The organism is Salegentibacter tibetensis (assembly GCF_020164485.1).
In the GTDB taxonomy this organism is placed as follows: Bacteria; Bacteroidota; Bacteroidia; order Flavobacteriales; family Flavobacteriaceae; genus Salegentibacter; species Salegentibacter tibetensis.
The window spans coordinates 14,584-39,262 of the sequence record NZ_JAIQZA010000002.1 but is presented as its reverse complement, the minus strand read 5'-3'; the positions used below and the strand labels follow the sequence as shown (position 1 = coordinate 39,262).

Sequence of the window (24,679 nt, the reverse complement as noted above, 5' to 3'; positions counted from 1 at the left end):
AAGGGCTGTCTAAATACGGTGAAAGTCCTGCTTTAGACAGCCCTTTTTAATTTATGATATATGAGTTTAGTGCGCCTTAATATAAAAGGAATTTCTTATAGTCAAACCCAAAACGGTGCTTACGCTTTAATCTTAAGCGAGGTAGAGGGAGAACGTAAACTTCCCATAGTTATTGGAGCTTTTGAAGCGCAATCTATTGCGATTGCTTTAGAAAAAGAGATAAAACCCCCACGTCCCTTAACCCACGACCTTTTTAAAAATTTTGCCGATAGGTTTGAGATTACCGTAAAGCAGGTTATTATCCATAAACTGGTAGACGGTGTTTTTTATTCCAGCCTTATTTGTGAACGCGATAAGATAGAGGAAATTGTTGACGCGCGTACCAGCGATGCCATTGCTTTAGCCCTAAGGTTTGACGCCCCAATTTTTACTTATAAGAATATTCTTGATAAAGCAGGAATATTCCTGAAAGGAGACGAAGGCGAACAGGCAGCTTCAGAAAAACACGAAGAAGAAATAATTTCAGAGGAATTACTTCCTGATGACATCGATATAAAATCTGACGATACCAATTACAAAAAATTATCCTTAGACGAACTAAAAACTTTGCTCTCCCAGGCCGTTAATAATGAAGACTACGAAAAAGCGGCACGCATTAGGGATGAAATTTCCAAACGCAAATAATGCCTGCCTTTATGAATAAAACCTGGTTTTGCCTGATTTTAGTTCTACTTAGTGTGACCAGCACTTTTTCTCAAAACATTTCAAAAACCTGGACTTTAGATAAGGCACAGGAAAATGCCAGCCAGGACATTTTCGTTAATGGTAACATCTTAGATTTAGACGAGGGTTCATTCAGTATCAGTAAAGCTGAAGACACCCTTGCAAAAGGGGATTACATCTTTCAGAATAAACTCCTTGTACTCTTTTATAATACCCCCCAGGACAGTATTGTAAATTACAGGGTTTCTACGCTTACAGATTCCAGCATGGTGATAAACCAGGCTAACCAGAAATTTACTTTTATAGATACCGGGTTTAACGATCCCACGGAGGTAATCCCTGCTCCTATAGCAAAAGAAATGATCCCGAGTGCGGGACTTTCTGCAAGTAGTATTGGACGTGGTGCGCTGGGAATGTTCACCTTGCTTATCATTGCATTTTTATTCAGTAGTAATAGGAAAGCGATTAACTGGAAAACTGTTGGAATTGGTTTGGCGGCACAGTTACTGCTCGCTATTGGCGTTTTGAAAATTACTTTTATTCAGAATATATTTGAATTTGTAGGGAATATTTTTGTTCTTATTCTCGATTTTACTGCGGCAGGAAGCGAATTTTTGCTTGGCGGGATGATGGATGTAGAAAGTTTCGGCTTTATTTTCCTATTTCAGGTTTTACCAACAATTATTTTCTTTTCAGCCCTAACCTCGGTTTTATTTTACCTGGGTGTCATTCAAATTGTGGTTAAAGGATTAGCCTGGATACTTACCAAATTACTGGGAATTTCCGGTGCAGAAAGCTTAAGTGTAGCGGGGAATATCTTCCTTGGCCAAACCGAAGCCCCGCTTATGATTAAAGCCTATCTGGAACGTATGACGCGTTCAGAAATTTTGCTGGTAATGATTGGTGGTATGGCAACGGTTGCCGGTGGTGTTCTAGCGGCTTATATAGGCTTTTTGGGTGGTGATGATCCTGTGCTTAGACTTCAATTTGCAAAACATTTATTAGCTGCTTCAGTAATGGCAGCGCCGGGTGCAATTGTGGTTTCAAAATTATTATATCCGCAACAAAATAAAATCAACACTAACGTAGATGTTTCTTCTGATAAAATAGGCTCTAATATTCTTGATGCCATCGCTAACGGAACAACCGAAGGTTTAAAACTTGCAGCGAATGTGGCGGCGATGCTTTTGGTTTTTATCGCCTTTATTGCAATGATCAATTATGTACTGAACTGGACCGGTTCCTGGACCGGCATAAATACTTTCTTAGCTGAAAACACACCTTATTCAGGTTTTTCCCTTGAAGCCATTTTAGGAACCATTTTCGCTCCTTTAATGTGGCTTATTGGTGTTGCCAAAGAAGATATGATGCTAATGGGGCAATTGCTTGGTATTAAACTCGCGGCAAGCGAATTTGTAGGTTATGTGCAATTGGCAGAACTTAAAAATACAGCAAACGCACTTAGCCTTAGTTACGAAAAATCAGTAATTATGGCGACATATATGCTTTGCGGCTTTGCCAATTTTGCATCTATAGGAATCCAGATTGGTGGAATTGGTTCCCTGGCACCAGGACAGAGAAAAACTTTATCTGAATTTGGAATGAAGGCTTTAATTGGCGGTACCATTGCTTCGCTTCTTTCGGCTACAATTGCCGGAATGATAATTGGCTAAATTTAGAACGTTAAATCTTCTGCGGAATTTTATTTAATACACTTGTTTCCTATTTTAGCTGAAATAATTTTCTTCTATTCAGGATATGAAACAATACCAGGATCTTTTACAGCATATTTTAGATAACGGAACCGACAAAGGTGATCGTACCGGAACGGGTACCAGAAGCATTTTTGGCCATCAGTTACGCTTCGATTTAAGCGAAGGCTTCCCAATGGTAACTACCAAAAAACTACATCTAAAATCTATTATTTATGAATTGCTGTGGTTTTTAAAAGGCGACACCAACGTAAAATACCTTCAGGAAAACGGAGTAAGAATTTGGAACGAATGGGCCGATGAAAATGGCGACCTGGGCCCGGTTTATGGTAAGCAATGGCGTAACTGGAACAACGAAGAAATAGACCAGATCAAAGAAATTATTGATACCCTGAAAAAGAACCCGAATAGCCGCAGGATGTTGGTTTCGGCCTGGAATCCTTCTGTATTGCCGGATTCTTCAAAATCTTTTTCAGAAAATGTAGCCAACGGAAAAGCTGCACTCCCGCCCTGCCACGCATTTTTTCAATTCTACGTAGCCGATGGCAGACTTTCACTTCAGCTATATCAAAGAAGCGCCGATGTGTTTCTGGGCGTACCTTTTAATATTGCTTCTTATGCCCTTTTAACGATGATGATGGCTCAGGTTTGTGGGTATGAAGCCGGAGATTTTATTCACACTTTTGGCGATATTCATATTTACAGTAACCATATGGAACAGGTGAAACTGCAACTTTCCAGGGAACCGAGAGCTTTACCGAAAATGAAAATCAACCCCGAGGTAAAAGATATTTTTGCATTTGACTATAAAGATTTTATATTAGAAGATTATAACCCGCATCCCGGCATAAAAGCTAAGGTTGCGGTATAACCCAAAATAATTTAATTAAAATTTTAAAGTTTATGAAAAAGTTAATGCTTATCGCATGTTTTGTAGTTGGAGGTTTAACCAGTGCTCAAGCCCAGCAAACTTCGCCGGTTTGGCCAGGTTGTGAAGACGCCGAAGACGTAAAAGCCTGTTTTAATCAAAAACTATCTCAACACGTTAGAGAAAATTATGAGTATCCGCAAACCGAAGATGGTGATTACGTTCGCGGAAAAGTAGAAATCTCTTTTAAAGTAACTGAGGAAGGAAAAGTAGTTGTTAATTCGGTTGAAGGACCTGAGCCAAAAGTGAATGCCGCGGCTAAGGAAATGATACAAAAAATTCCTGATATGGAACCTGGAACTTTACAGGGAGAACCTGACGACCGTAATTTTACCGTTCCGTTCAATTTCTAAAAATTATGGTCTAAAAACCTCAAATTCCGAGCTATGAAAAAATTAATGTTTTGCTTTTTTCTTTTTACCGGTACTTTTGCATTTGCACAAGATGATGTTAATGTAGAAGGAAATACGGTTACTGTAAAAGAAAAGGCACCGGTATGGCCGGGATGCGAATCCAGTGAAGACCAAAAAACCTGTTTCAATCAAAAATTGATGGAACACGTTAAGAACAATTATAAATATCCGCGTAATGAAAAGGGGGAATTTATAAGAGGAAAGGTTGTCGTGAAAATGCATATAGATGAAGCTGGGAAAACAGTAGTAACTTCAGTAAAAGGTGATCAAAAACCGGTAATTGCTGCTGTTGAAAATATGCTTAAAAAAATGCCCGACATGAAACCGGGAACCCGTGGAGGGAAACCCACAAAAATAAGTTATACCCTTCCGCTGAATCTCTAGGAAATAGGCTATACTTTAACTTGCCATTAACTCGCCTAGGTTTCAGACCGAACGAAAAAATTGTAAATTTGAGTGGTACTCTAAAAAGTACCACTCTTTTTTATGCAATCACAAGAACAATTACTCGATTTTTTTAATGAAACCAGGGCACATTCTGAACTTATTTGTTCCTTTCTGGAAACCGAAGATTATGTGGTGCAACCCATAGTTGATGTTTCTCCACCTAAATGGCACCTTGGCCATACCACCTGGTTTTTTGAGGAATTTGTTCTAAAGCCTAATGTAAAGGACTATCAGCTTTTCGATGAGAATTCGGCTTACGTTTTCAATAGTTATTACGAAAGCGTTGGCGATAAAGTAATACGTACTAATCGCGGTAATTTATCCCGTCCAACGGTTGCCTGGGTTTATGAATACCGGAACTACGTCTCTAAAGCGATGCAACAATTTCTGAAAGAAGAAAAAATTTCTGAAGAACTTTGTGGCGTTCTAGAAATTGGTTGCCACCACGAAAAACAGCATCAGGAACTTTTATTAACGGATATAAAATACATTCTAGGCAATAATCCATTATTCCCTGAATATAACCATCAGTTTGAAGAAAATCCCATCCAGGATTTTAAACAGGAATGGGTCTCAATTTCTGAAGGGGTTTATGAAGTAGGCCATAAATCTGACGATTTTTGTTACGACAATGAACAGGGCGTTCACAAGGTTTATTTGAATGATTACCAGATCTCAAACAAACTGGTTACAAATGCCCAGTTTATAGAGTTTATAGAAGCAGGCGCTTATAAAGATGTCCTTCTTTGGCATGCTGAAGGATGGGACTGGGTAAACAATAACAATATTGAATCACCTTTTTACTGGCATAAAATTAACGGAGAATGGCACCAATATACTTTAAACGGACTTACAAAACTTATTCCTGAAGCACCGCTAAGCCACATTTCTTACTTCGAAGCTTTTGCATTTGCACAATGGAAAGGCTTAAGATTACCCACAGAATTTGAATGGGAAACCGCCCAGCAATATTTTAAATGGGGAGATCGCTGGGAATGGACAGAGAGTGCCTATTCTCCCTACCCCAATTATACCAAACCCGAAGGCGCCCTTGGCGAATACAATGGGAAATTTATGGTAAGCCAGAAAGTGCTACGAGGGGCTTCGGTAGCGACTTCCTCAAAACACTCCCGATCTACTTATCGCAACTTTTTTCATCCACATTTACGCTGGCAGTTCACCGGCTTAAGACTGGCAAAATAATCAACATAATTAAATGAAAACCATACAAACTACATTTCAAACCGCTTTTGAAGAAGACGTTTATAAAGGCCTTACCAGCTTTCCAAAATATTTACTTTCAAAGTATATCTACGATGAAAAAGGAGATAAACTTTTTCAGCAAATTATGGCGATGCCTGAGTATTACCTCACCAATTGTGAGTTAAATATCCTGAAACATCATAAAGCCGCCATAGCTGATACTATAAATAAGGAAGGCGGATTTGACCTTATTGAGCTCGGCGCGGGCGATGGAAAAAAGACCAAAATCCTATTACAGCATCTGGTAGAAAAAGAATATGATTTCAGCTATTTACCTATAGATATAAGTCAGAACGTACTCGAAGAATTAGAAACTTCACTAAAAACTGAAATTCCTGAAGTAGATGTAAAAATCCAACAGGGTACTTACTTTAATATCCTGGAAAACTTAGCAAACCTAAGCACTCGCAGGAAAGTGATTCTATTTTTAGGTTCTAATATCGGGAACCTTTTACACGAAAATGCGATAGAATTTCTTCGGAATATCCAAAAAGCAATGAATCCCGAGGATATGCTTTTTATGGGCTTTGACCAGAAAAAAGATCCTCAAAAGATTTTAGATGCCTATCACGATCCTGCAGGAATTACTGAAGCTTTCAACAAAAATTTGCTGGTAAGAATAAACCGGGAATTAGATGCAGATTTTAATCCCGATAATTTTAAGCATTGGGAAACTTACAATCCGGAATCAGGAACTGCTAAAAGTTACCTGGTGAGTAAAGTCAGTCAAAAAGTAACCATCAATAAGCTCGGTTTAAAAGTGAATTTTGAGGCCTGGGAAAGCATACATACCGAAATTTCCCAAAAGTACGACGATGCGGTAGTAAAATGGCTTGCCGAAGAATCCGGATTAGAAATTCAAACCAGTTTTCAGGATAATGACAACTCGTTTAAAAATTATATTTTCCGGAGGAAGAATTAAATTTTAGACCCCAAATTTCCTTAATTCCTTTAAAAGAAAATTAAGCTCTTTTTCAGTATTAAAATAATGAAAACTTATGCGTATTCCTTCTCCACGCTGAGATACAATAATACCCATACTTTTTAAATGCTGAAACAATTTATCGTTTCCCTTAATATTAAAAATTGAAGAATGTGATGAACGTTTTACAACACTTTCTTCCAGTAAATTCAGTTTCGTTAATTCAGTTTTGGCCTTTGCACTTAAAGATTGAATTCGCGAAGAAATTTCATTTACCCCAATTTTCTTAAACAATTTTAAAGCTTCCGCTAAACTTCCATAATTCAAGGTATCCTGATGGCCGGGTTCAAATTTTCCTATAAAATTTCCTTCCTGGGCTTTATATTTCCCCTGCAAAGAGCCAAAGCCTAATGCTTTAGGAGCTATTTTTCCTTCCACTTCTTTTTTGAATAGTATAAATGCATTTCCATATCCGGCATTCAACCATTTATAAGTGCTGCAAATTAGCACATCCAATCCGCTTTCCTGAAAATTGAAATTTTCTGTTCCGCAAAATTGGGTTCCATCAGCAATAAATAGGGTTTCAGGATAATTTTGCTTCAGCTTCTTTATAAAATCAGGATCTATTTTTATTCCGTTGACATATTGTACGATGCTAAATGCGAAAAAATCGGGTTGTTGCTTCTCAAAAGCTTCAGCGATATTATTCTCCAAATTTTCATCAATTTCAGCATAAGAAATTTCAAAATTCCTGGAATTTACCGCCCAGTCCAGTGATGGATAATCATTTTTCAATAAAAGCGCTTTTTTCGATTTTTCAAGGCCTTCCAATAAAGTATTAAATCCGTAAGAGAAATTTGGCACTAAAGCGACCTGAGAAGGAGGGCAACCAAAACACTCGCCAACCAATTCCCGGGTTTCGGTTAAGATTCCGGCCTGTTTTTCTTTAAAAACGCTTCCGCCAAGTAGAAAATCAAGATCATGATTTTGTCTAAATTCCCAAACTGCTTCGGGTAATAAGCCTGAAGACGCGGTATTTAAATAGGTGTATTGCTCTAAAACCGGGAAGCCCTTTCTTAAATTCTCCATTTTCCTCTGCTAATTGTTAACAAAAACTGTAAATTTGGAATAGACACTAAAGTACTTCTAATTATGTTTTCTAAAAAGAAAAATACTTCCAAACTCGATGCAGAACAGCGTGAACTCTATGACCACGCACGTAAGCGCACCCTTCAGAAAAAGAGATTATTTCAGCATTTTATTATTTTCCTAATCGGTGCAGTTTTCCTAATAGTTTTAAATGTGGTTATTGGCTACCAGGAGAATTTTATGCCATTGGGCTATAATTGGTTTGTATGGGCCATTTTAATTTGGGCTTTTATTTTTTTAGTCCACGTTTTTAATGTTTTTATCACCAATAAGTTCCTGGGAAAAGAATGGCAGGATAAGCAAATGGCAAAACTGGTACAGAAACAAAAGGAAAAGATTGCCAAAATGCAGACACAGGTAGAAAAAGATTTTCCTGCAAATCGGCCTCAAAGAGAAATCACTCCAAAACCGGAAAAGGCGCCAGAATTAAAAAGCGGAGATGAGCGTTTTAAACCCCATACCAGCGAATCTGATAAACCAGACAAACCATTCAATACATAGGTTATGATTACAATGATTGCCGCTGCCGCGGAAAATAATGCCCTGGGGAAAGATCAGGATCTGGTTTGGCACCTGCCAGACGATTTTAAACGTTTCAAAAAGCTTACTACCGGGCATCATATTATTATGGGGAGAAAAACCTTTGAAACTTTTCCCAAACCACTTCCAAACCGAACACATATAGTAATTACCAGAAAAGATAATTATCTTAAAAAAGATGCGACAGTGGTTTCCTCTTTAGAAAAAGCGTTGGAATTTGCCAAAAAAGATGAACAGCCTTTTATAATTGGGGGTGGCGAAATTTATGAATTGGGAATGGATATTGCCGATAAAATTGAGCTTACCCGCGTACACGGTACTTTTGAGGCCGATACTTTTTTTCCGGAGATAGATAAAAAAGAATGGAAATTAGTAGCTGAAGAGTTTCATCCCAAAGACGAAAATCACGATTACGCTTTCACTTATCTCACCTATGTTAGAAAATGAAACGCTTTACAAAATAGCTGAGGAAAATAATCTTAAAAACCCAAAGTTTAGCCGACTTACCGGCGGAGATATTAATGATGTTTTTCTTATTAATTCTGAAGGGAAAAAGCAAGTTGTAAAAATAAATAATTCTGAAAAATTCCCCGGCATGTTCGAGGCTGAAAAAGCCGGTCTGGAAGCTTTACAAGAACCGGGAGTAATTGATATCCCAAAAGTTTTGAACCTTGGAGACATAGGAGAAACCGCTTATTTGCTTTTGGAATTCAAAGAAAGCTCAGCTAAATCATCTAATTTTTGGAAAAGTTTTGGAAAGCAAATGGCGGCTTTGCATAAAACCACTTCAGCAGAATTCGGTTTTCACCAGGATAATTATATTGGAAGTCTTCCGCAGCAAAATAATAGGACAGCTTCAGCCGCCGATTTCTATATTTCTGAACGCCTGGAACCTCAGCTGAAACTGGCAAAAGATAAAGGTTATGGACTCGGAGTTCAAAAATCTTTTTTCAAAAATATTTCAGCAATAATCCCCGATGAAAAACCCGCATTAATTCACGGTGACCTTTGGGGTGGCAATTATTTGGTTAATGCAGAAGGGAATCCCTGCCTAATAGATCCTGCTACCGCGTTTGCGCCAAGGGAAATGGATCTTGCAATGATGAAACTCTTTGGTGGTTTTGATAAGCAACTTTTCGAGGTTTACGACCAGGAATTTCCTTTAGAATCCGGTTTTATAGATCGAATTCCGCTTTGGCAACTTTATTACTTACTGGTGCATCTAAATCTCTTTGGGGTCGGATATAAACCACAGGTTACCAGTATTATTAAACAATTCAACTAATTTCACAATTCTTAACAAGCATTATTATTCTTTTAGGAGTTTATTAGCGCAGATAGGCTGAGATACTCATTAAATTCAACCCTCCAACTTAAACTTAAAAAAATGAGTACTGAAAATTTAAATAAAGACGAGGCTTTATCTAAAATGAAGTCGATGGTAAAAAGTATTAAAACCTGTATGCTGGTTACCGATTTCGGTAATAAACCATTAAGTGCAGTACCCATGACAACCAAAGAAGTGGACAAAGAAGGAAATATCTGGTTCTTTAGTAGGCTGGATAGCGACCATAATGGAGATATCGCCAAAGATAATGACGTTCAATTACTGTACAGCGACACCTCGGATATGGAATTTATAAGTATCTATGGTAAAGCCAGCATTGAAACAAACAACAATATTTTAGAGGAATTTTACGATAAGATGGATGATGCCTGGTTTAATGGGATAGATGACCCCAATTTAACCGCTATAAAAATAGTTCCTATAGAAGCTTATTTCTGGGACAACAAGCAGAACAAATTTGTGAGTTTTATAAAAATAGGAGCAGCAGCATTAACCGGTGATAAAAAAGATATTGCAGAAAAAGGAAAATTAGATTTATAAACCACACATTTTTTAGGAAAGACCTCATAGCAGACTATTTGTTATGAGGTCTTTTTTATTATTTCTATTTTAGCCGAATCAAAACTGAATACTATGAACGCATATATTTTTCCCGGTCAGGGAGCACAATTTTCAGGAATGGGTTTAGACCTTTTTGAAAAATCTACTGAAGCACAGGATCTATTTAAAAAAGCCAATGCAATTTTAGGCTTTTCAATTACCGATATTATGTTTGAAGGTTCTGCGGAAGACCTTAAGCAAACCAAAGTTACACAACCGGCCGTATTTTTACACTCGGTTATTCTAAGTAAAGTTTTAGGCGAAGAATTTAAACCCGATATGGTTGCCGGGCACTCCCTGGGAGAATTTTCAGCCCTTGTAGCAAATAACACCCTCTCTTTTGAAGACGGATTGAAATTGGTTTACAAGCGTGCTATGGCGATGCAGGAGGCCTGCGAATTAGAACCTTCTACTATGGCCGCCGTTTTAGGCCTGGAAGATGAAATCGTGGAAGCCGTTTGTGCCGAAATAGAAGGAACAGTTGTGGCTGCGAATTATAACTGTCCCGGACAATTAGTGATTTCTGGTGATGTAAAAGCGGTGGAAGCCGCTTGCGAAGCTTTAAAGGAGCGCGGTGCTAAAAGAGCTATGATCTTGCCGGTGGGTGGCGCTTTCCACTCACCATTAATGGAACCTGCACGTAAAGAACTGGCTGCGGCAATTGAAAATACAACTTTCAACATTCCGAGTTGCCCGATTTATCAAAACGTAAGCACCTTTGCGGTAACCGACCCCGAAGAAATTAAGAAAAACCTGGTTTTTCAATTAACAGCCCCGGTAAAATGGACACAAAGTGTTCAAAATATGATAAACGACGGCGCTACAAACTTTACCGAAATAGGCCCCGGAAAAGTGCTACAGGGGTTGGTAAAAAAGATAAACCGACAAATGGAAACGGCTTCGGCTTCTATTTAAGGCTGAAGAATACTATAGCAAAGTAAAAAGAAAAAGGTAAGTTGTCTGGAAAGATTTATTTTCGTCAAGCTGAACTTGTTTCAGCTTCTAACATGTTTACTTATCCATAACTTAGATCCCCGATAAATATCGGGACAGGCTCTGAAATAAATTACCATTGACGTATTTTTAAAACCCTGTTATTTAGGTTTGTTTTTTACATTTTTATAATTCAAAAAGAAACTTATCTGGTTTGGAAGTTTCCTTTTTCATTTTTTGCGTGTATTCCTCTCACTGCGTTCGTCGGATACAAGTAAAACGAAACAAAACCCGCCTGAACGGACGGGCAGGAAGGGCACCCTATGTGGAGGTGTTTTTTTGGCAACAAGGCCAAAAAATCGCAAATCAGCAGCTAAATTTTTTCCAGGGCTTCAAAAATTTTTAACGCTGCTGATTTGCTACACTCACACACGGAGTTTAGAACTCGCTATGCTCGAAACGTCATTTTCCTACGCTGGATAAATTTTTTTATCACGGGTCTCAGGATGACGGTTTTTATAATCTCTTCAGACAACTCTTTATTAATAAATTTTAATTTTTATAAATCTTTCCTTCCTTCATCACGAATTTCACCTCCTTTAAAGTCTCAATATTCTCGGTTGGATCTTCGTCTACGGCTATGATATCGGCATAAAAACCTTCGGCTATTTGTCCGATCTCATTTTCCATTTTTAAAATCTTAGCAGCGGTAATTGTAGCACTTTGAATTGCTTCCATTGCCGGCATTCCGGCTTCTGTCATATAAACAAACTCCCGTGCATTCTCTCCGTGTTTAAAAACACCGGCATCGGTACCAAAAGCAATACCTACTCCCCTTTTGTATGCCCGGGCAAACATATCCTGGATTTGAGGCCCTATTTCCCGTGCCTTTGGCACTACAAGTTCAGGGTAATAACTTTCAATTTCAGCATTTTGGGTTACTTCTTTCCCTGCGGTGATCGTAGGCACAAGATAAGCATCGTGTTCCTTCATTAAATCCATCGTTGCTGTGCTCATTTTTGTACCATGTTCAATGGTTTTTACACCAGCCCTTATGGCGCGTTGCATTCCTTCATCCCCGTGAGCGTGGGCAGCCACGTGAAAATCATAATCGTTTGCGGTTTTTACAATAGCTCTTATTTCCTCTTCCGTAAATTGCGGATTTGAGCTGCTTTTAGCCACACTTAAAACACCACCCGTAGCGGTAATTTTTATTAAATCGGCACCATTCTTATAACGTTGGCGAACTGCTTTGGCAGCATCTTCCGGTCCGTTCACCACGCCTTCTTTTGGTCCCGGATCTCCTGTTAATTCCTTATTCATTCCGTTGCTGGGATCGGCGTGACCTCCGGTAGTGGCAAGGGATTTTCCGGAAGTAAATATTCTTGGCCCATCAATTTTTCCTTTATTTATCGCGTCGCGAAGTGCAATATTTACTCCGCTGCCTCCTAATTCTCTCACGGTGGTAAAACCGGCCATTAAAGTTCTTTTAGCAAAACCTACCGAGTTAAAGGCCGCATCTGCCGGATCGTCAATAAATTTTTCCATGTACTTCCCCGGGTTGGTTTCACTTTCCAGGTGAACGTGCATATCAGTGAATCCCGGTAGCACCGTTTTATCACGAAGATCTATCACAGAATCATTTTCACTCTCCGGATTTACAAATCCGTTTTCGACGCTTTTAATCCTTTCTTCGGAAACGATTATTGTTTTTTCAGTTAGAATTTTTCCGGTTTTTGTATCTACTAACTTCCCGGCCTGTATATATAAGTCCTGAGCCTGAAGCCCTGCAGATAAAAATATTCCTAAGCAAAAGATTAAAAGTTTTTTCATATTTAAAGTTTTAAGCGTTTAAAAATTCTTTGATTGTTCCGGTTATATACTCAATTTGTTCAGCATCCAATTCGGTATGCATCGGGAGCGAAAGTACTTCCTGAACCAACTGATTGGTCACCGGGAAATCGGCTTCATTATATCTAGAATCTGCATAAGCTTTTTGCTTGTGCAGGGGAATTGGATAATAAATACCGAATGGAATTCCTTTTTCCTGAAGGTGTTTGGCTAGCGCGTCACGCTTCTCATTTTTAATTTTAAGGGTATATTGATGGTACACGTGCGTATCATCTTCGTTTAGCCTTACCGGTGTAATTACATCTTCCTGACCTTTAAAAGCTTCCGAATACTTATCAGCCGATTTCCTTCTGGCTTCATTATAAGAATCAAGCTTTGGAAGTTTGGCCCGCAAAACAGCTGCCTGCAAACTATCCAATCGCGAATTAACACCTACAACATCGTGATGATAACGCTCGTACATTCCGTGGTTAACGATGCCTCGAATAGTATGTGCTAATTTATCATCATTGGTAAAGATCGCACCGCCATCGCCATAGCAGCCCAAGTTTTTAGAAGGGAAGAACGAAGTTGCCCCAATATGTCCAATTGCCCCCGTTTTGTAAGTTTTCCCATTTGGTGAATGATAATTCCCGCCAATGGCTTGTGCGTTATCTTCAATCACAAAAAGATTGTGTTCTTCTGCAATTTTCATAATCGCACCCATATTGGCAGCCTGTCCAAAAAGATGCACAGGAACAATCGCTTTAGTTTTTGGGGTGATCGCTTTTTTAATGGCTTCGGGATCAATATTGAAACTACCGGGTTCAACATCTACAAGAACCGGTGTTAGTTGAAGGAGCGCTATTACCTCAACAGTTGCGGCAAAAGTAAAGTCGGCAGTAATAACTTCGTCTCCCGGTTTTAAACCGAGTCCCATCATTGCGATTTGCAGAGCATCGGTACCGTTTGCGCAGGGAATGACGTTTTTCACCTGAAGATAATCTTCCAGTTCTTTCTGAAATTGCTGAACTTCAGGACCGTTTATAAATGCTGCATTTTCTATCACTTCCTGAAAAGAAGTATTTACCTGATCTTTTATCCCCTCATATTGACCCTTAAGATCAACCATTTGTATCTTTCTCATCTAGTTATAATTTTTATCCCATTTTTGAATTAGGCACGAGCTAATAATTATGCCCCTGTGTGTTGTCAATTTTTGGGTCCAGTATTATGCTGGTTTCATGTATTTTTTTTTGAATGCCACGAAAATACGAAATAAGCACCCTATTGCCAATCAATTTTAATTAAAGGCCTATTTTCGCATTAGAAATCAGTTATTTTGAAACCACTTTACAACTTAGCGACAAAAATTGCCGAAAAAGCGCTACCACTGGCCGGCAGGTTTAGCCATAAACTCAAATTATTTACCGAAGGTCGAAAATCGGTTTTCGATAAACTGGAAACAGAAATAGATCCTTCTTCAGACTATTTATGGTTTCACGCGGCTTCACTGGGAGAATTTGAACAGGCTTTGCCTATAATTGAAGAAGTAAAAAAAGAATTTCCGAAGTATAAAATCTTAATCACTTTCTTCTCCCCTTCAGGTTACGAAAACAAGAAAAATCATCCTTTAGCCAATGTGATTACCTATCTTCCGCTGGATACCAGGAAAAACGCACAGCGTTTTTTAGAAATTGTAAAACCGAAAATTGCTTTTTTCATTAAATATGAAATCTGGCCGAATTTTCTGGCTGAATTAAAAAATCGAAACATTAAAAGTTTATTGGTCTCGGGTGCTTTTAGGGAAAACCAGGTCTATTTTAAGCCCTACGGAAGCTTTATGCGAAAAGCTTTATCAAATTTTGATCATTTTTTTGTTCAAAATGAAGCTTCGGTAGAGCTACTTAAAACTATTGGCTTTAATAATATTACACTTAGTGGCGACACTCGTTTTGATCGGGTTTCAAGACAAATTCAATATAATAACAAACTTGATTTTGCTGAAAAATTTATAAATAGTAAGACCTGCCTGGTAGCCGGAAGTACCTGGCCCGAAGATGAAGAAATTTTGCTTTCTTTTATCAATACTACTTCAGAAAAAATCAAAGTAATAATTGCCCCTCACGAGATCAAGGAAGAGAAAATAAAGGCGCTGGAACAAAAAATTAAAAAGAAAACTATTCGATATTCAGAAAGGGAAAACCAGGACTTGGAAAGTTTTGAAGTTTTAATATTGGATACCATTGGTTTGCTTGGCAAGGTTTACAGCTATGCCAATATTGCTTATGTAGGTGGTGCTGCAGGGAATACCGGGCTACATAATATCCTGGAACCTGCTACTTTTGGCATTCCGGTGGTAATTGGTAAGAACTATAAAAACTTCCCGGAAGCTATTCGTCTAAGACAGCTAGCTGGTTTATTTTCCGTAGAAAATTCAGAAGAATTTATTGAGGTGGTAGATAAACTTGTAGGGAATGAAGATTTTAGGAGAAAAACCGGAATGATTGCCGGGCATTTTATAAACAGTAATACCGGCGCTACTAAAACTGTGATTAATTACCTAAAGACCTCACCCGGGTTTAGCTAAAGTTTCCTAAAAAATAAATGCACCTAACATTTATATTGTAATTTCGGTGTATAAATCAATAAATTAAAGATTATGAAACGAGTACTTATTACTGGAGTAATTTTACTGTTTACCGCAATGAGCTTCACCTCTTGCCGTGAGACTACAGAAAAGGAAACCGTGGTTAAGGAAGTTGAAGTTGAAAAAGAGAAAACTGCAGAGCCTGAAGAACGCAAAGGGATACTGGAGCGTGCAGGGGAAAAAGTTGACGGAAAAGTAAATAAAGAAATTGACAAAGAGATTGACAAAATTGATGACAATTAAAATATATTAGACAAACGGTTACTTTTTAGTCATTCTTATTGATGTTTTAAGAAAGTTTTAATATTATTCATGTTAAAATACACTTTTACATCTCTAATTTTGTTATAGACAAACTAGAAATAACCAGGCTTATGAAGAGATCAATTTTAATATTCGCTTTGTTTTTTACTCTGAGTACTGCTCTTACTTCGTGCCGCGAGGTTAATGAAGAAGAAAACCAAATAGAGAGAGAAATGCATGACGATATGGATGACATGCACGACAATATGGACGATGTTGGAAACGATATCGAAGATGCTGTAGACGATGCCGGAAACGCGATCGAAGATGCTGCAAATGAAGTTGAGGACGAGTTTGACGGTAACGACGACTACTAATCCTTTTTAATAACTAAATTTAGAACTATGAAAAAATTAATTTTAATGCTCGCAATTACTTTTAGTACCGCTGCGGTTTTCACCTCTTGTAGAGAAGAAAAATCTGGTGTGGAACGAGCTGCAGATGACATTGAAGATGCTGCAGATGATGTAGGCGACGCAATTGATGATGCTACAGATGATATGTAGGATCTAAAGTCTAACCAACCAAAGAAAATATCCTTTTTGATTTATTTCAAAAAGGATATTTTTATTTATGCTTGTTTTTTAAAGGATCTAAGCTCTCGCTTCAAATCTTCCATAGATTGTTTTAACTCTCTAAAAAGTCCGCTTTCTGAAGGATTATCAAGGTTAAAAGTAAGTTTAGAATTTACCTGCCAGAGTTCCTGTATTTCATTAATATTAACTTCTATAGGAAGATATTCTTCATTTAGGGAAATTAAAAGCACTTTAGAAACATCGGGTAACTTCTGAAGTTTTTTAACCAGGACAGAATCCTGTAAAACCACCACATATATTTTATTGTTACTGGCCTGGTCCAGGTCGGGCACGGCCTTGGCAAGAACCCATTCGTTGGGATAATAATTAGGCAACATACTATCTCCTTCAACCTGAAAGCCGCGGTAAGTAGCATTTCTAAATTCCGGCAGCGGAATATCAAAAGCTGGTAATTGCTGATACCATTCCACATCCTGAACATTATGAGGATACCCGGCAGCGGCTTTTTGATTCACCATCACCATATTCTCATTATCTGAAGAATCTACAGTAACTACTTTTGGGCTTACATCTCCTTTGCTTAACTGCAAATATTTTTGCCCATTTTGCCCAAAAAGCCATAAGGGATTAATCCCAAACTGACTTAAAAGCTCGGCCACCACTTTTCCAGAAAGTTTGGTGCGGCCACGCTCAATATCGGCCGTAGAGTTTTTGATTCCCAAAAGTTCGGCAAATTCAGATTGCGTGAAGTTATTTTCTTCCCGTACTTCTTTAAAATGTTTGATTTCAATAGATGGTGGTTGCCCCATAATTCTAATGTTTAGGAATTTATCCAATAATAATCAAATGTATTGGATAAATTCCATACTTACAAGAGAAATGTGTTGCTATTCCTTATCCGAAGCAAGGATTTCCTCTATTTTTTCGGTAAGCTCTTCTACCTCAAATGGCTTTGCTATAAAATCGTTAGCACCAGCATCCTTACATTTAGGACCGGCATCGTGTAAAGCCGACATCATCAATATAGGGGTTTCTGTAATTTCATGATTCCGCCTTATTCCGGCACAAACATCGGTTCCGTCCACACCAGATATTAACATATCTAAAAGTACGATATCTATATTTTCCTTCTGAATTAATTCTTCAGCCATAAGTGGTTTTTCGGTAACCATTACCTCATAACCGTAAAATTCCAGCAATGTTTTTAGCATTTCTCCAATTCCCGAATCATCATCTACCACTAGAATTTTTGTCGTTTTTTCCATATATTTTAATTAGAAGTAATTTGTGCAGCGTTCAGAATAAATGAAAACTCTGAACCTTCGCCTAACTTACTTTTTAATTTTATTTCTCCGTTATGTCTTTCTATAATTTCGTTGGCTAAATACAATCCAATTCCAAAACCTGAATAAGTTTCTTCTCCTTTTACCCCAACACGATAAAACCTTTTAAAGATCTTTTTGTGGTTTTCCTTACCTATTCCAATCCCGAAATCTTTTACACTTACTTTTACTTCACAATCAGATTCTTTTGAAATTCTCACATTTATTTCCTGGCTTCCGGGGGAATATTTAATGGCGTTCATCACAAAATTTATGATTACCTGGCCAATTCTATCTCTATCGGCACTCACGTAACATTGCACCTCACTTTCTAAAGATATTTTATGCTGCGTATTTGTGTAATTTATATCCTGAATAGTCTCTGCCACCAAATCATTTAAATTGAATTTTTCCGTTTTCAATTCCAGTTGATTTTCCCGAACCCTGGAAAGATCAAGTATTTCAGAAATCAAACGGGTTAATCTGGAAACCTGGTGGTTTATTCGTTCTAAAGAAGGTTTTAAGGGTAGGTTTGAAGCCTCTTCTTCCTGCTCTTTTTTAAGCAAGCCCAGTAGGAGCTGTACGTAACCTTTTATTGAGGTAATAGGAGTTTTTAACTCGTGGCTTACCATTTTCAAGAATTCTTCTTTACGCTTTTCTTCTTCCTTAATTTTGTCGATTTCAGTGTTTGCGGCAATCCACATTTTCACAGTACCATCATCCTCCTTCACGGCTTCACACCGGCTTAAATGCCAAATATATTTTCCTGCTTTATTCTTTAAACGTAGCTGCATTTCCAAATTACAGCCGGTATCTAAACAATTATCCCAGGCTTCTACATAGGTTTCTTTTTCTTCGGGATGAATATATTCCACCCAGCCAATTTCTTTAAGTTGTTCACTATTGTGTCCTGTAAAATCCAACCAGTTTTTATTGAAATATATATCACTTCCTCTGCCATCGGTTTTAGAAACCATCCCCGGCATTAAATCGGCCATTTGCCTGAAGTGAAATTCGCTTTCCTTTAGCAACATTTTAGATTTAACCGAATCGGTTACATCTATAGCCATATTCAAAATTCCGTAGATTTCCCCGTTTTTGTCACGTAGCGGTTTGTATGTGAAATTGTAAAAGCCGGTTTGCATTTTACCATCTTTTCGAAGGTCCACCCGATCTTCTTTTCCCCAATAGGTTTCCCCGGTTTTGTATACATTTTCGAGAATCCCGCCAAATGGTTGTCCTTCTAACTCGGGTAAAGCCTGATTAAGTGTCTTTCCTAAAACCGATTGGTCTTTACCCCAAAGATCAATCATAGCATCGTTAGCCAGCTCAATATTCATATCGAGTCCTGTATAAATTGCCGTAGCCACGGTTGCTTCTTTTACAATTCCCTGCATACGGTGTTCTTTTTCCCGTACCAGGTGCTCTTTAATTTTTTCTTCGTGTACATCTACCACGGTACCTATCATCCCTTCGTACTTACCCTCGGCATCAAACTTTGGGCTGGCTTTATCTAAAACCCAGCGGTGTTCACCTTTTTTATTGCGTAATCTAAAGTTTATCGTGTAAGCTTTCTTTTGGTCGTGGCCTTCCAAAAAAGCAAATTCAGCTTGTTTTCTGTCCTCGGGGTGGATAGCATCTAACCAACCCATACCTTCTGCTGCCTTCTGGCCCTGACCGGTATAGCTATACCAGTTTTTATTGAGAAAAACACTTTGCCCGTTAATATCAGTAATCCAGATAATGGCGGGCACGGTATTGATTACATCCCTTAAACGCGTTTCACTATCTTCAACTGTTTTACGTGCCTTAACCTGCTCGGTCACATCTATTGCGTGAACAAAAACCCCATCTACATCACCCTTTTGGTTTCGGGTGGGTTCATAAACAAAATTTAGATAAGAATTTTTAAATTTTCGGTTACCTACATTCAGTTTTATAAGAATTTCGTCACCAACATATGCCTCCCCGCTAGAATAAACGTTATCTAAAAGCTCTAAGAAACCCTGGCTCCCAACTTCGGGCAGCGCCTCTTTCACGCTTTTTCCAATAATATTTCTGTGTCCAACCAGTTTAAGATAATTCTCGTTAGCAACTTCAAAAATATGTTCAGGTCCCTTTAGTATGCAAATGGATGCAGGAGCATTAGAAAGTATTTTCTCAACAATTCTATTGAAAACTTTCTCCTGTCGGGATAGATTCCCAATCTTCTTTAGTTTTTTAAAACTGAATAAGAATAATGAGCTTCCATTTGGTAAAGAAAGTACAGAAGCATTAACAGTAAAACCTTTTTTATCGTTCTCCGGAAGTTGTACCCGAATAGTTTTTTCATTTAAGGCATTACCATCGTTTTCCAGGTCTTCCAGAATTTCCCTGAATTCGGGCGTATCCAACTGATTTTGATTAAAAGCAAAAACCGAAACTCCATCCTCGCTTTCTCCTCTAACTTTAAATTTTTTCTTGAAATTAGCATTATAGTCCACAACATTCTTATGTTGGTCTATTACCAATAAAGGCTCACGAACGGTCCTAATAATGCCCTGTGCGTAATTCTTAAGAATGTCTAAGTCCTCTTCGGAGAGTTTAGAGGTATCAGATTCTATCATAAATGTTAACTAGATTCTTCGGTTAAGTGTGCTAAAATAATAGCACTAAAATACTATTTTTTAGACACTAAGTTCCTTTTCATTTTCTTATGAAAATCATAAAGTTACGGGTGAAAAATAGGACACGGGTCTAAAAACAAAAAACCGATAAATTTTATATTTATCGGCTTTGAAATGATTTAAAATTAAAATTATCGAACCCTTATTGCGCTAAATACCCGCCATCTATAGGATAATAAGCACCAGTGACAAAGGTGGCCCTATCGCTTGCCAACCAGAGAAACAGCTGTGCCACCTCCTCTGGCTCTCCCAATCGACCAATTGGGTGTACATTTACCAATTGGGAAAGCAAATCTTTATCCAAATCTTTTAACAAAGGCGTTTTTATAAACGCCGGCCCCACAGAATTCACCCTTATTCCTTTTGCTGAATATTCCAGCGCTGCAGATTTTGTTAATCCTACCACTCCATGTTTTGCCGCTACATAAGCTGCCGAATTCGCAAAGCCCACGCTTCCTAAAATAGAGGTCACATTTATTATTGAGCCTTTGCCATTTTTAAGCATTTCAGGGATTTGGTAACGCATACCGTAAAAGACCCCGGAAAGGTTTATGGCGATTACCTTATCCCAACCATCAATAGGATATTCGCCTACCGGATGCTGAGGTCCACCAATTCCGGCATTATTTACCGCAATATCCAGTTTACCGAATTGCCGAACCGCTTCGGCAACACTTTCTTCAGAATCTTCCTGTTTCGAGGCATCAGCTTTAAAAAACACCGCATCTCCCCCTTTTTCCTCTATTTTCTTCGCTAGCTTTTCTCCTTTTTCAACATTTATGTCGGTTAGAAAAACCCGTGCATCCTCCTCTGCAAAAAGCAAAGCTGTACTTTCCCCTATTCCCGATGCCGCTCCCGTAATAAGCGCTACTTTTCCTTTTAATTCCATGACCTGATTATTTGAATTAAACACTTCAAAACTAAGCCTTTACAGGTTTCTGAAATATGATGAAAATCAGGGAATAATATTTTTAAGTAACTTGGCTTAAAATTCAGTAAAATGAAAAGCCTAACCTACCTTTTAATTTTTATCATTAGCCTTACATCCAGCTTCGCTCAGGAAAAAGGACTGCCGGAAGGATTTGTATACATCAAAGAGCAAATCCCGGATATTAAACTGAATATTCGATATGCCGCAAGCAATAATTTTATCGGAAAGCCGGTAAATGCCTACAAAAAACCTGTGGCTATTTTAACGCAACAGGCCGCAGATGCCCTTGAAAATGTGCAAAAAGACCTGAAGAGCGAAGGTTACTGCTTAAAAATATTTGACGCCTACCGCCCGCAAACCGCGGTAAATCACTTTATTGAATGGGCCAGAAACCCGGAGGATACGCTTACCAAACAAAAATTCTATCCGGATGTTGCTAAGAAAGACCTGTTCCAGCTGGGCTATATCGCCACTAAATCCGGGCATTCCCGAGGTAGCACCGTGGATCTCACTATTATTGATGCACAAACCGAAAAGGAAGTGGATATGGGTAGTGGTTACGATTTCTTTGGTGATATTTCACACCACAGCACAGATAAAATTACTAAAGAACAAAAAGCCAATCGTTCTTTACTGAAAAGAATAATGATCAAAAACGGCTTTAGACCTTATCCCGAAGAATGGTGGCATTATACTTTAAGAAACGAACCATATCCAGAAACTTATTTTGACTTCCCGGTGCAATAGAAATCACATATTTAAAAAATAAAACCCCGAAAAACATTGAAGTTTTTCGGGGTTTTTAATTGAATTTTTCTCTTAAATTAAGACTTTATATCGAGCGCAGTGTCTATTCTGGCAATTAAATCTTCCCAGTGATATTGAGTCAGGGAATGATTTACTCCAGATTTTCTACGATTCAGCTCACGTTTTAAAGCTTGCATTTCACCACGCATCAGCGGTAAAATATCAGATTTCAGCAAAGCCTCGTTATCTTCAGTATTTAAGTTCTTTAGATATTTTGAAGCAATATCTACATAAGACCTTTGCAGGTTTCGTCTATAGGCATCCACTTTATTTCTGCTGTAAAGCTCACTAAAAATCCCATTTCGCAGGTCTTTCATTAAATTCACGGCGGTATAGGCTTCGTTTCCATTTACTTCTTCATTGGCTATCATTCGCTTTAAACGGTCTTCATCTAACAAAATGGTCAATGCACGGGTTTGCAAGTTTTGTACGCGTTCTATAGCCCCGGAAGCTTCAATACGATTCAATACCTTCTGATCAAGCAACCACTTTGGAGTGGTAAATGCTTCTTCAACTAAAAAGTTAACAGCTTCTTCCTGCTTTTGCTTCGGTACGTTTTCGTAAACCACACCATCCTGATCTGAGGTTTTTCGGGTTTCATAAACCCCACCAACATTAGCAACCACGTGGGAGGTATAACCCCTCCACATATAAGTGAGCTCCCGGTAAACTTCTTCAAGATCATCATAACCATAACCGTCTTTGGAAGTCCACTCAATTAAATTCGGAACAACTTTTTTAAGGTTTGCCAATCCGTATTCACTGGCTTTCACCTGGTCGTCTCCCAGGCTTTCACGTTGTGATTGGGGATCTACTCCGCCGTAACCACTTCCGAATTCGTACCAGGGATTTCCTGCTTTTTCCAAAATCCATTCATCCAATTTTTCTTTTTCTGCTTCAGGAGATTCGGCTTCGGGAAGATATCTATATCCCCAATTAATAGCATATAAATCGTATGGCCCCATCATTCTAATATAACGCACGCCTTCATCCCCGGGTTGAGCCACGTAATTTACACGGGCGTAATCCATAATGGAAGGTGTTAAGCCATACTTCTGAGTGAATTCAGCAGATCTTAAAGAATCTGTTGGATAAGCAGCACTGGCTTTCATATTATGTGGCAAACCTAAAGCGTGGCCAACTTCGTGTGCAATTACCATACGCATCATTTCCCCGATTTCAGATTCCGGGGTGTTTAATGTCCTGGCATCTTCGGTTTGAGCTCCGGCTTCTATCATATACCGGTTTCGGTAAGAGCGTAAATGGTTGTGATACCAAATGATATCACTTTCAATAATTTCTCCCGTTCTGGGATCGGTTACTGAAGGCCCAACTGCATTTCTCGTGGTGCTCGCTACATAACGAACCACTGAGTAACGCACATCTTCAGGGCTAAATTCAGGGTCTTCTTCCTTGCTTGGCGGATCTTTAGCGATTATTGCATTTTTAAAACCTGCCTCTTCAAAAGCTACGTTCCAGTCTTCTATACCTTTCTTAAAATAAGGTCGCCATTTTTCGGGCGTGGCAGGATCTAAATAATAAACTATAGGTTCTTCAGGCTCTACAAGCTCGCCGCGTTTGTAAGCTTCAATATCTTTAGGAACCAATTTCCAACGACGAATCAGCTCATAATCATCGGCTTTTAATTCCTCAGAATTATAATCGTATTTATCTATGGTAAACCAGCCAACACGATGGTCTGCAATTCTTGGTTGCATTTTATCATCTGGAAGCAAAATCATAGACTGATTCATCATCATAGAAATTGTTCCGGCCTGGTCACGAGACGGCGGCTCTTGAGCTTCGTAAGTCATCACGTGCTTAACCTCAATGTTTTTCGGGTAGGAATTTGCAGATTCTATATAAGATCTGCTCTGGTCTAATTTCTTTACTTTGTAACGCTCCCTGAGCGAAGATGAAAGCCCGTTAATGGCCTGTACTTCATCTTCAAACAAAGCACTAGCTTCTATCACTACACTTGTGGAATCCTGATTGTAGGCTTCTATTTTTGAGCTGAAAAGAATTGGAAAGTAATTATTGGCCTGCACCGATTTGTAAATAGGCGATTCTTCGTCGCTCATATTTTCAAAACTAATCACCTTTACATCTATATTGCCTTTTCGTTTGGTCCAGCGAACTACCTGTTCGTTCACTTTAGAACCAGCATTTACGTAACCACCACCATAACCATCGGGCACACCGGCGATACGGCTTACCAAAAGCATATCTTTATCCAGCATCTCTACCGGGATTTCAAAATAAAGCTTATCTCCTACAAAATGAGTGGTAAAAAGTCCTTCATCAGACTCAGCTTCTGAAGTTATAACCTCGTTATAAGATTTTAATCCGTTTGTAGATTTTTCTGAAGTGTTTTCAGCCGACTTGTCTTTACTGCCAAAAACAGATTTTTCACTTCCGCAGCCCGCCGCAAGTAATGCAGCCAACCCCAGAATCGGTAATTTTTTTATCATGAATTTTTTTTTATTTGGGCCTCAAGATAAGGAAACCTGATAAAATGATAGAATGTTGGAAGTGAAGAATTGGATTTTGATTTATCACTTTTATATCTAGCATACGAAATTTTCTATTTCAGTCAAGCTGAACTTGTTTCAGCTTCTAACATGATCTAAAACAGCAAAATAAATTTCGGAACAAG

General features: G+C 38.4%; 25 protein-coding genes. 17 read left to right on the top strand and 8 right to left on the bottom strand.

Going from position 1 to position 24,679, the window contains the following annotated elements:
- Positions 1-60 precede the first annotated feature (60 nt).
- From LB467_RS01210 to egtD, 7 genes are all read left to right on the top strand, one after another.
- The gene (locus tag LB467_RS01210; protein ID WP_224472212.1) at positions 61-684 is read left to right on the top strand and encodes a bifunctional nuclease family protein; all 624 of its coding nucleotides are present in this window, start codon (positions 61-63) and stop codon (positions 682-684) included.
- 11 nt (positions 685-695) lie between these two features.
- Positions 696-2,396: a NupC/NupG family nucleoside CNT transporter gene (locus LB467_RS01205; protein ID WP_224472211.1), complete on the top strand. Its 1,701-nt coding sequence runs from the start codon at positions 696-698 to the stop codon at positions 2,394-2,396.
- 85 nt (positions 2,397-2,481) lie between these two features.
- The gene (locus tag LB467_RS01200) at positions 2,482-3,306 is read left to right on the top strand and encodes a thymidylate synthase (RefSeq protein WP_224472210.1); all 825 of its coding nucleotides are present in this window, start codon (positions 2,482-2,484) and stop codon (positions 3,304-3,306) included.
- A gap of 32 nt (positions 3,307-3,338) precedes the next feature.
- The gene (locus LB467_RS01195; protein ID WP_224472209.1) at positions 3,339-3,716 is read left to right on the top strand and encodes an energy transducer TonB; all 378 of its coding nucleotides are present in this window, start codon (positions 3,339-3,341) and stop codon (positions 3,714-3,716) included.
- A gap of 33 nt (positions 3,717-3,749) precedes the next feature.
- Positions 3,750-4,160, top strand: coding sequence for an energy transducer TonB (locus LB467_RS01190; RefSeq protein WP_224472208.1), 411 nt, complete (start codon positions 3,750-3,752; stop codon positions 4,158-4,160).
- 102 nt (positions 4,161-4,262) lie between these two features.
- On the top strand, positions 4,263-5,426 hold the full coding sequence (gene egtB / locus LB467_RS01185) for an ergothioneine biosynthesis protein EgtB (RefSeq protein ID WP_224472207.1): 1,164 nt from the start codon (positions 4,263-4,265) through the stop codon (positions 5,424-5,426).
- A gap of 13 nt (positions 5,427-5,439) precedes the next feature.
- Complete coding sequence (gene egtD, locus LB467_RS01180) at positions 5,440-6,408, top strand: L-histidine N(alpha)-methyltransferase (RefSeq protein WP_224472206.1); 969 nt, start codon at positions 5,440-5,442, stop codon at positions 6,406-6,408.
- A gap of 3 nt (positions 6,409-6,411) precedes the next feature.
- On the opposite strand, the gene LB467_RS01175 is transcribed toward egtD, so the two are convergent.
- Positions 6,412-7,497 (bottom strand): aminotransferase class V-fold PLP-dependent enzyme, encoded by a 1,086-nt coding sequence (locus LB467_RS01175; RefSeq protein WP_224472205.1) that lies wholly within the window; start codon positions 7,495-7,497, stop codon positions 6,412-6,414.
- A gap of 63 nt (positions 7,498-7,560) precedes the next feature.
- Here LB467_RS01175 and LB467_RS01170 point away from each other — a divergent pair, with 63 nt between their 5' ends.
- The 5 genes from LB467_RS01170 (at position 7,561) to fabD (ending at position 10,960) form a co-directional block, all read left to right on the top strand.
- On the top strand, positions 7,561-8,058 hold the full coding sequence (locus tag LB467_RS01170) for a 2TM domain-containing protein (protein WP_224472204.1): 498 nt from the start codon (positions 7,561-7,563) through the stop codon (positions 8,056-8,058).
- A gap of 3 nt (positions 8,059-8,061) precedes the next feature.
- Positions 8,062-8,544 carry a dihydrofolate reductase gene (locus LB467_RS01165; protein WP_224472203.1) on the top strand — a complete coding sequence of 161 codons (483 nt, stop codon included), beginning with the start codon at positions 8,062-8,064 and terminating at the stop codon, positions 8,542-8,544.
- Positions 8,531-9,382 carry a fructosamine kinase family protein gene (locus tag LB467_RS01160; protein WP_224472202.1) on the top strand — a complete coding sequence of 284 codons (852 nt, stop codon included), beginning with the start codon at positions 8,531-8,533 and terminating at the stop codon, positions 9,380-9,382. Before LB467_RS01165 ends, LB467_RS01160 begins: the two co-directional genes overlap by 14 nt.
- 102 nt (positions 9,383-9,484) lie before the next feature.
- Positions 9,485-9,985, top strand: coding sequence for a pyridoxamine 5'-phosphate oxidase family protein (locus LB467_RS01155; protein ID WP_224472201.1), 501 nt, complete (start codon positions 9,485-9,487; stop codon positions 9,983-9,985).
- 93 nt (positions 9,986-10,078) lie between these two features.
- The gene (fabD, locus tag LB467_RS01150) at positions 10,079-10,960 is read left to right on the top strand and encodes an ACP S-malonyltransferase (RefSeq protein ID WP_224472200.1); all 882 of its coding nucleotides are present in this window, start codon (positions 10,079-10,081) and stop codon (positions 10,958-10,960) included.
- Between the two features lie 570 nt (positions 10,961-11,530).
- On the opposite strand, the gene LB467_RS01145 is transcribed toward fabD, so the two are convergent.
- Positions 11,531-12,811 carry a metal-dependent hydrolase family protein gene (locus LB467_RS01145; protein WP_224472199.1) on the bottom strand — a complete coding sequence of 427 codons (1,281 nt, stop codon included), beginning with the start codon at positions 12,809-12,811 and terminating at the stop codon, positions 11,531-11,533.
- A gap of 10 nt (positions 12,812-12,821) precedes the next feature.
- On the bottom strand, positions 12,822-13,955 hold the full coding sequence (locus LB467_RS01140) for a DegT/DnrJ/EryC1/StrS family aminotransferase (RefSeq protein ID WP_224472198.1): 1,134 nt from the start codon (positions 13,953-13,955) through the stop codon (positions 12,822-12,824).
- 195 nt (positions 13,956-14,150) lie between these two features.
- Here LB467_RS01140 and LB467_RS01135 point away from each other — a divergent pair, with 195 nt between their 5' ends.
- The 4 genes from LB467_RS01135 (at position 14,151) to LB467_RS01120 (ending at position 16,267) form a co-directional block, all read left to right on the top strand.
- Complete coding sequence (locus tag LB467_RS01135) at positions 14,151-15,398, top strand: 3-deoxy-D-manno-octulosonic acid transferase (protein WP_224472197.1); 1,248 nt, start codon at positions 14,151-14,153, stop codon at positions 15,396-15,398.
- A gap of 72 nt (positions 15,399-15,470) precedes the next feature.
- The gene (locus LB467_RS01130) at positions 15,471-15,701 is read left to right on the top strand and encodes a hypothetical protein (RefSeq protein WP_224472196.1); all 231 of its coding nucleotides are present in this window, start codon (positions 15,471-15,473) and stop codon (positions 15,699-15,701) included.
- A 131-nt stretch (positions 15,702-15,832) separates the two neighbouring features.
- Positions 15,833-16,078, top strand: coding sequence for a hypothetical protein (locus tag LB467_RS01125; protein ID WP_224472195.1), 246 nt, complete (start codon positions 15,833-15,835; stop codon positions 16,076-16,078).
- A 27-nt stretch (positions 16,079-16,105) separates the two neighbouring features.
- Complete coding sequence (locus LB467_RS01120; protein WP_224472194.1) at positions 16,106-16,267, top strand: Vmc-like lipoprotein signal peptide domain-containing protein; 162 nt, start codon at positions 16,106-16,108, stop codon at positions 16,265-16,267.
- Between the two features lie 65 nt (positions 16,268-16,332).
- Here the strand turns inward: LB467_RS01120 and LB467_RS01115 are convergent, their stop codons facing one another.
- The 4 genes from LB467_RS01115 to LB467_RS01100 all read right to left on the bottom strand — a co-directional run bounded on the left by LB467_RS01115 (position 16,333) and on the right by LB467_RS01100 (position 21,174).
- Positions 16,333-17,106 carry a LexA family transcriptional regulator gene (locus LB467_RS01115; protein WP_224472193.1) on the bottom strand — a complete coding sequence of 258 codons (774 nt, stop codon included), beginning with the start codon at positions 17,104-17,106 and terminating at the stop codon, positions 16,333-16,335.
- Positions 17,107-17,184: 78 nt separating this feature from the next.
- Positions 17,185-17,562 (bottom strand): response regulator transcription factor, encoded by a 378-nt coding sequence (locus LB467_RS01110; protein WP_224472192.1) that lies wholly within the window; start codon positions 17,560-17,562, stop codon positions 17,185-17,187.
- Between the two features lie 5 nt (positions 17,563-17,567).
- The gene (locus tag LB467_RS01105; protein ID WP_224472191.1) at positions 17,568-20,225 is read right to left on the bottom strand and encodes a PAS domain-containing sensor histidine kinase; all 2,658 of its coding nucleotides are present in this window, start codon (positions 20,223-20,225) and stop codon (positions 17,568-17,570) included.
- A 202-nt stretch (positions 20,226-20,427) separates the two neighbouring features.
- Positions 20,428-21,174 carry an SDR family NAD(P)-dependent oxidoreductase gene (locus LB467_RS01100; protein WP_224472190.1) on the bottom strand — a complete coding sequence of 249 codons (747 nt, stop codon included), beginning with the start codon at positions 21,172-21,174 and terminating at the stop codon, positions 20,428-20,430.
- Between the two features lie 111 nt (positions 21,175-21,285).
- On the opposite strand from LB467_RS01100, the gene LB467_RS01095 reads away from it, so the two are divergent.
- Complete coding sequence (locus LB467_RS01095) at positions 21,286-21,963, top strand: M15 family metallopeptidase (protein WP_224472189.1); 678 nt, start codon at positions 21,286-21,288, stop codon at positions 21,961-21,963.
- Between the two features lie 77 nt (positions 21,964-22,040).
- Here the strand turns inward: LB467_RS01095 and LB467_RS01090 are convergent, their stop codons facing one another.
- Positions 22,041-24,494, bottom strand: coding sequence for a zinc-dependent metalloprotease (locus tag LB467_RS01090; RefSeq protein ID WP_224472188.1), 2,454 nt, complete (start codon positions 24,492-24,494; stop codon positions 22,041-22,043).
- Between the last annotated feature and the right edge of the window lie 185 nt (positions 24,495-24,679).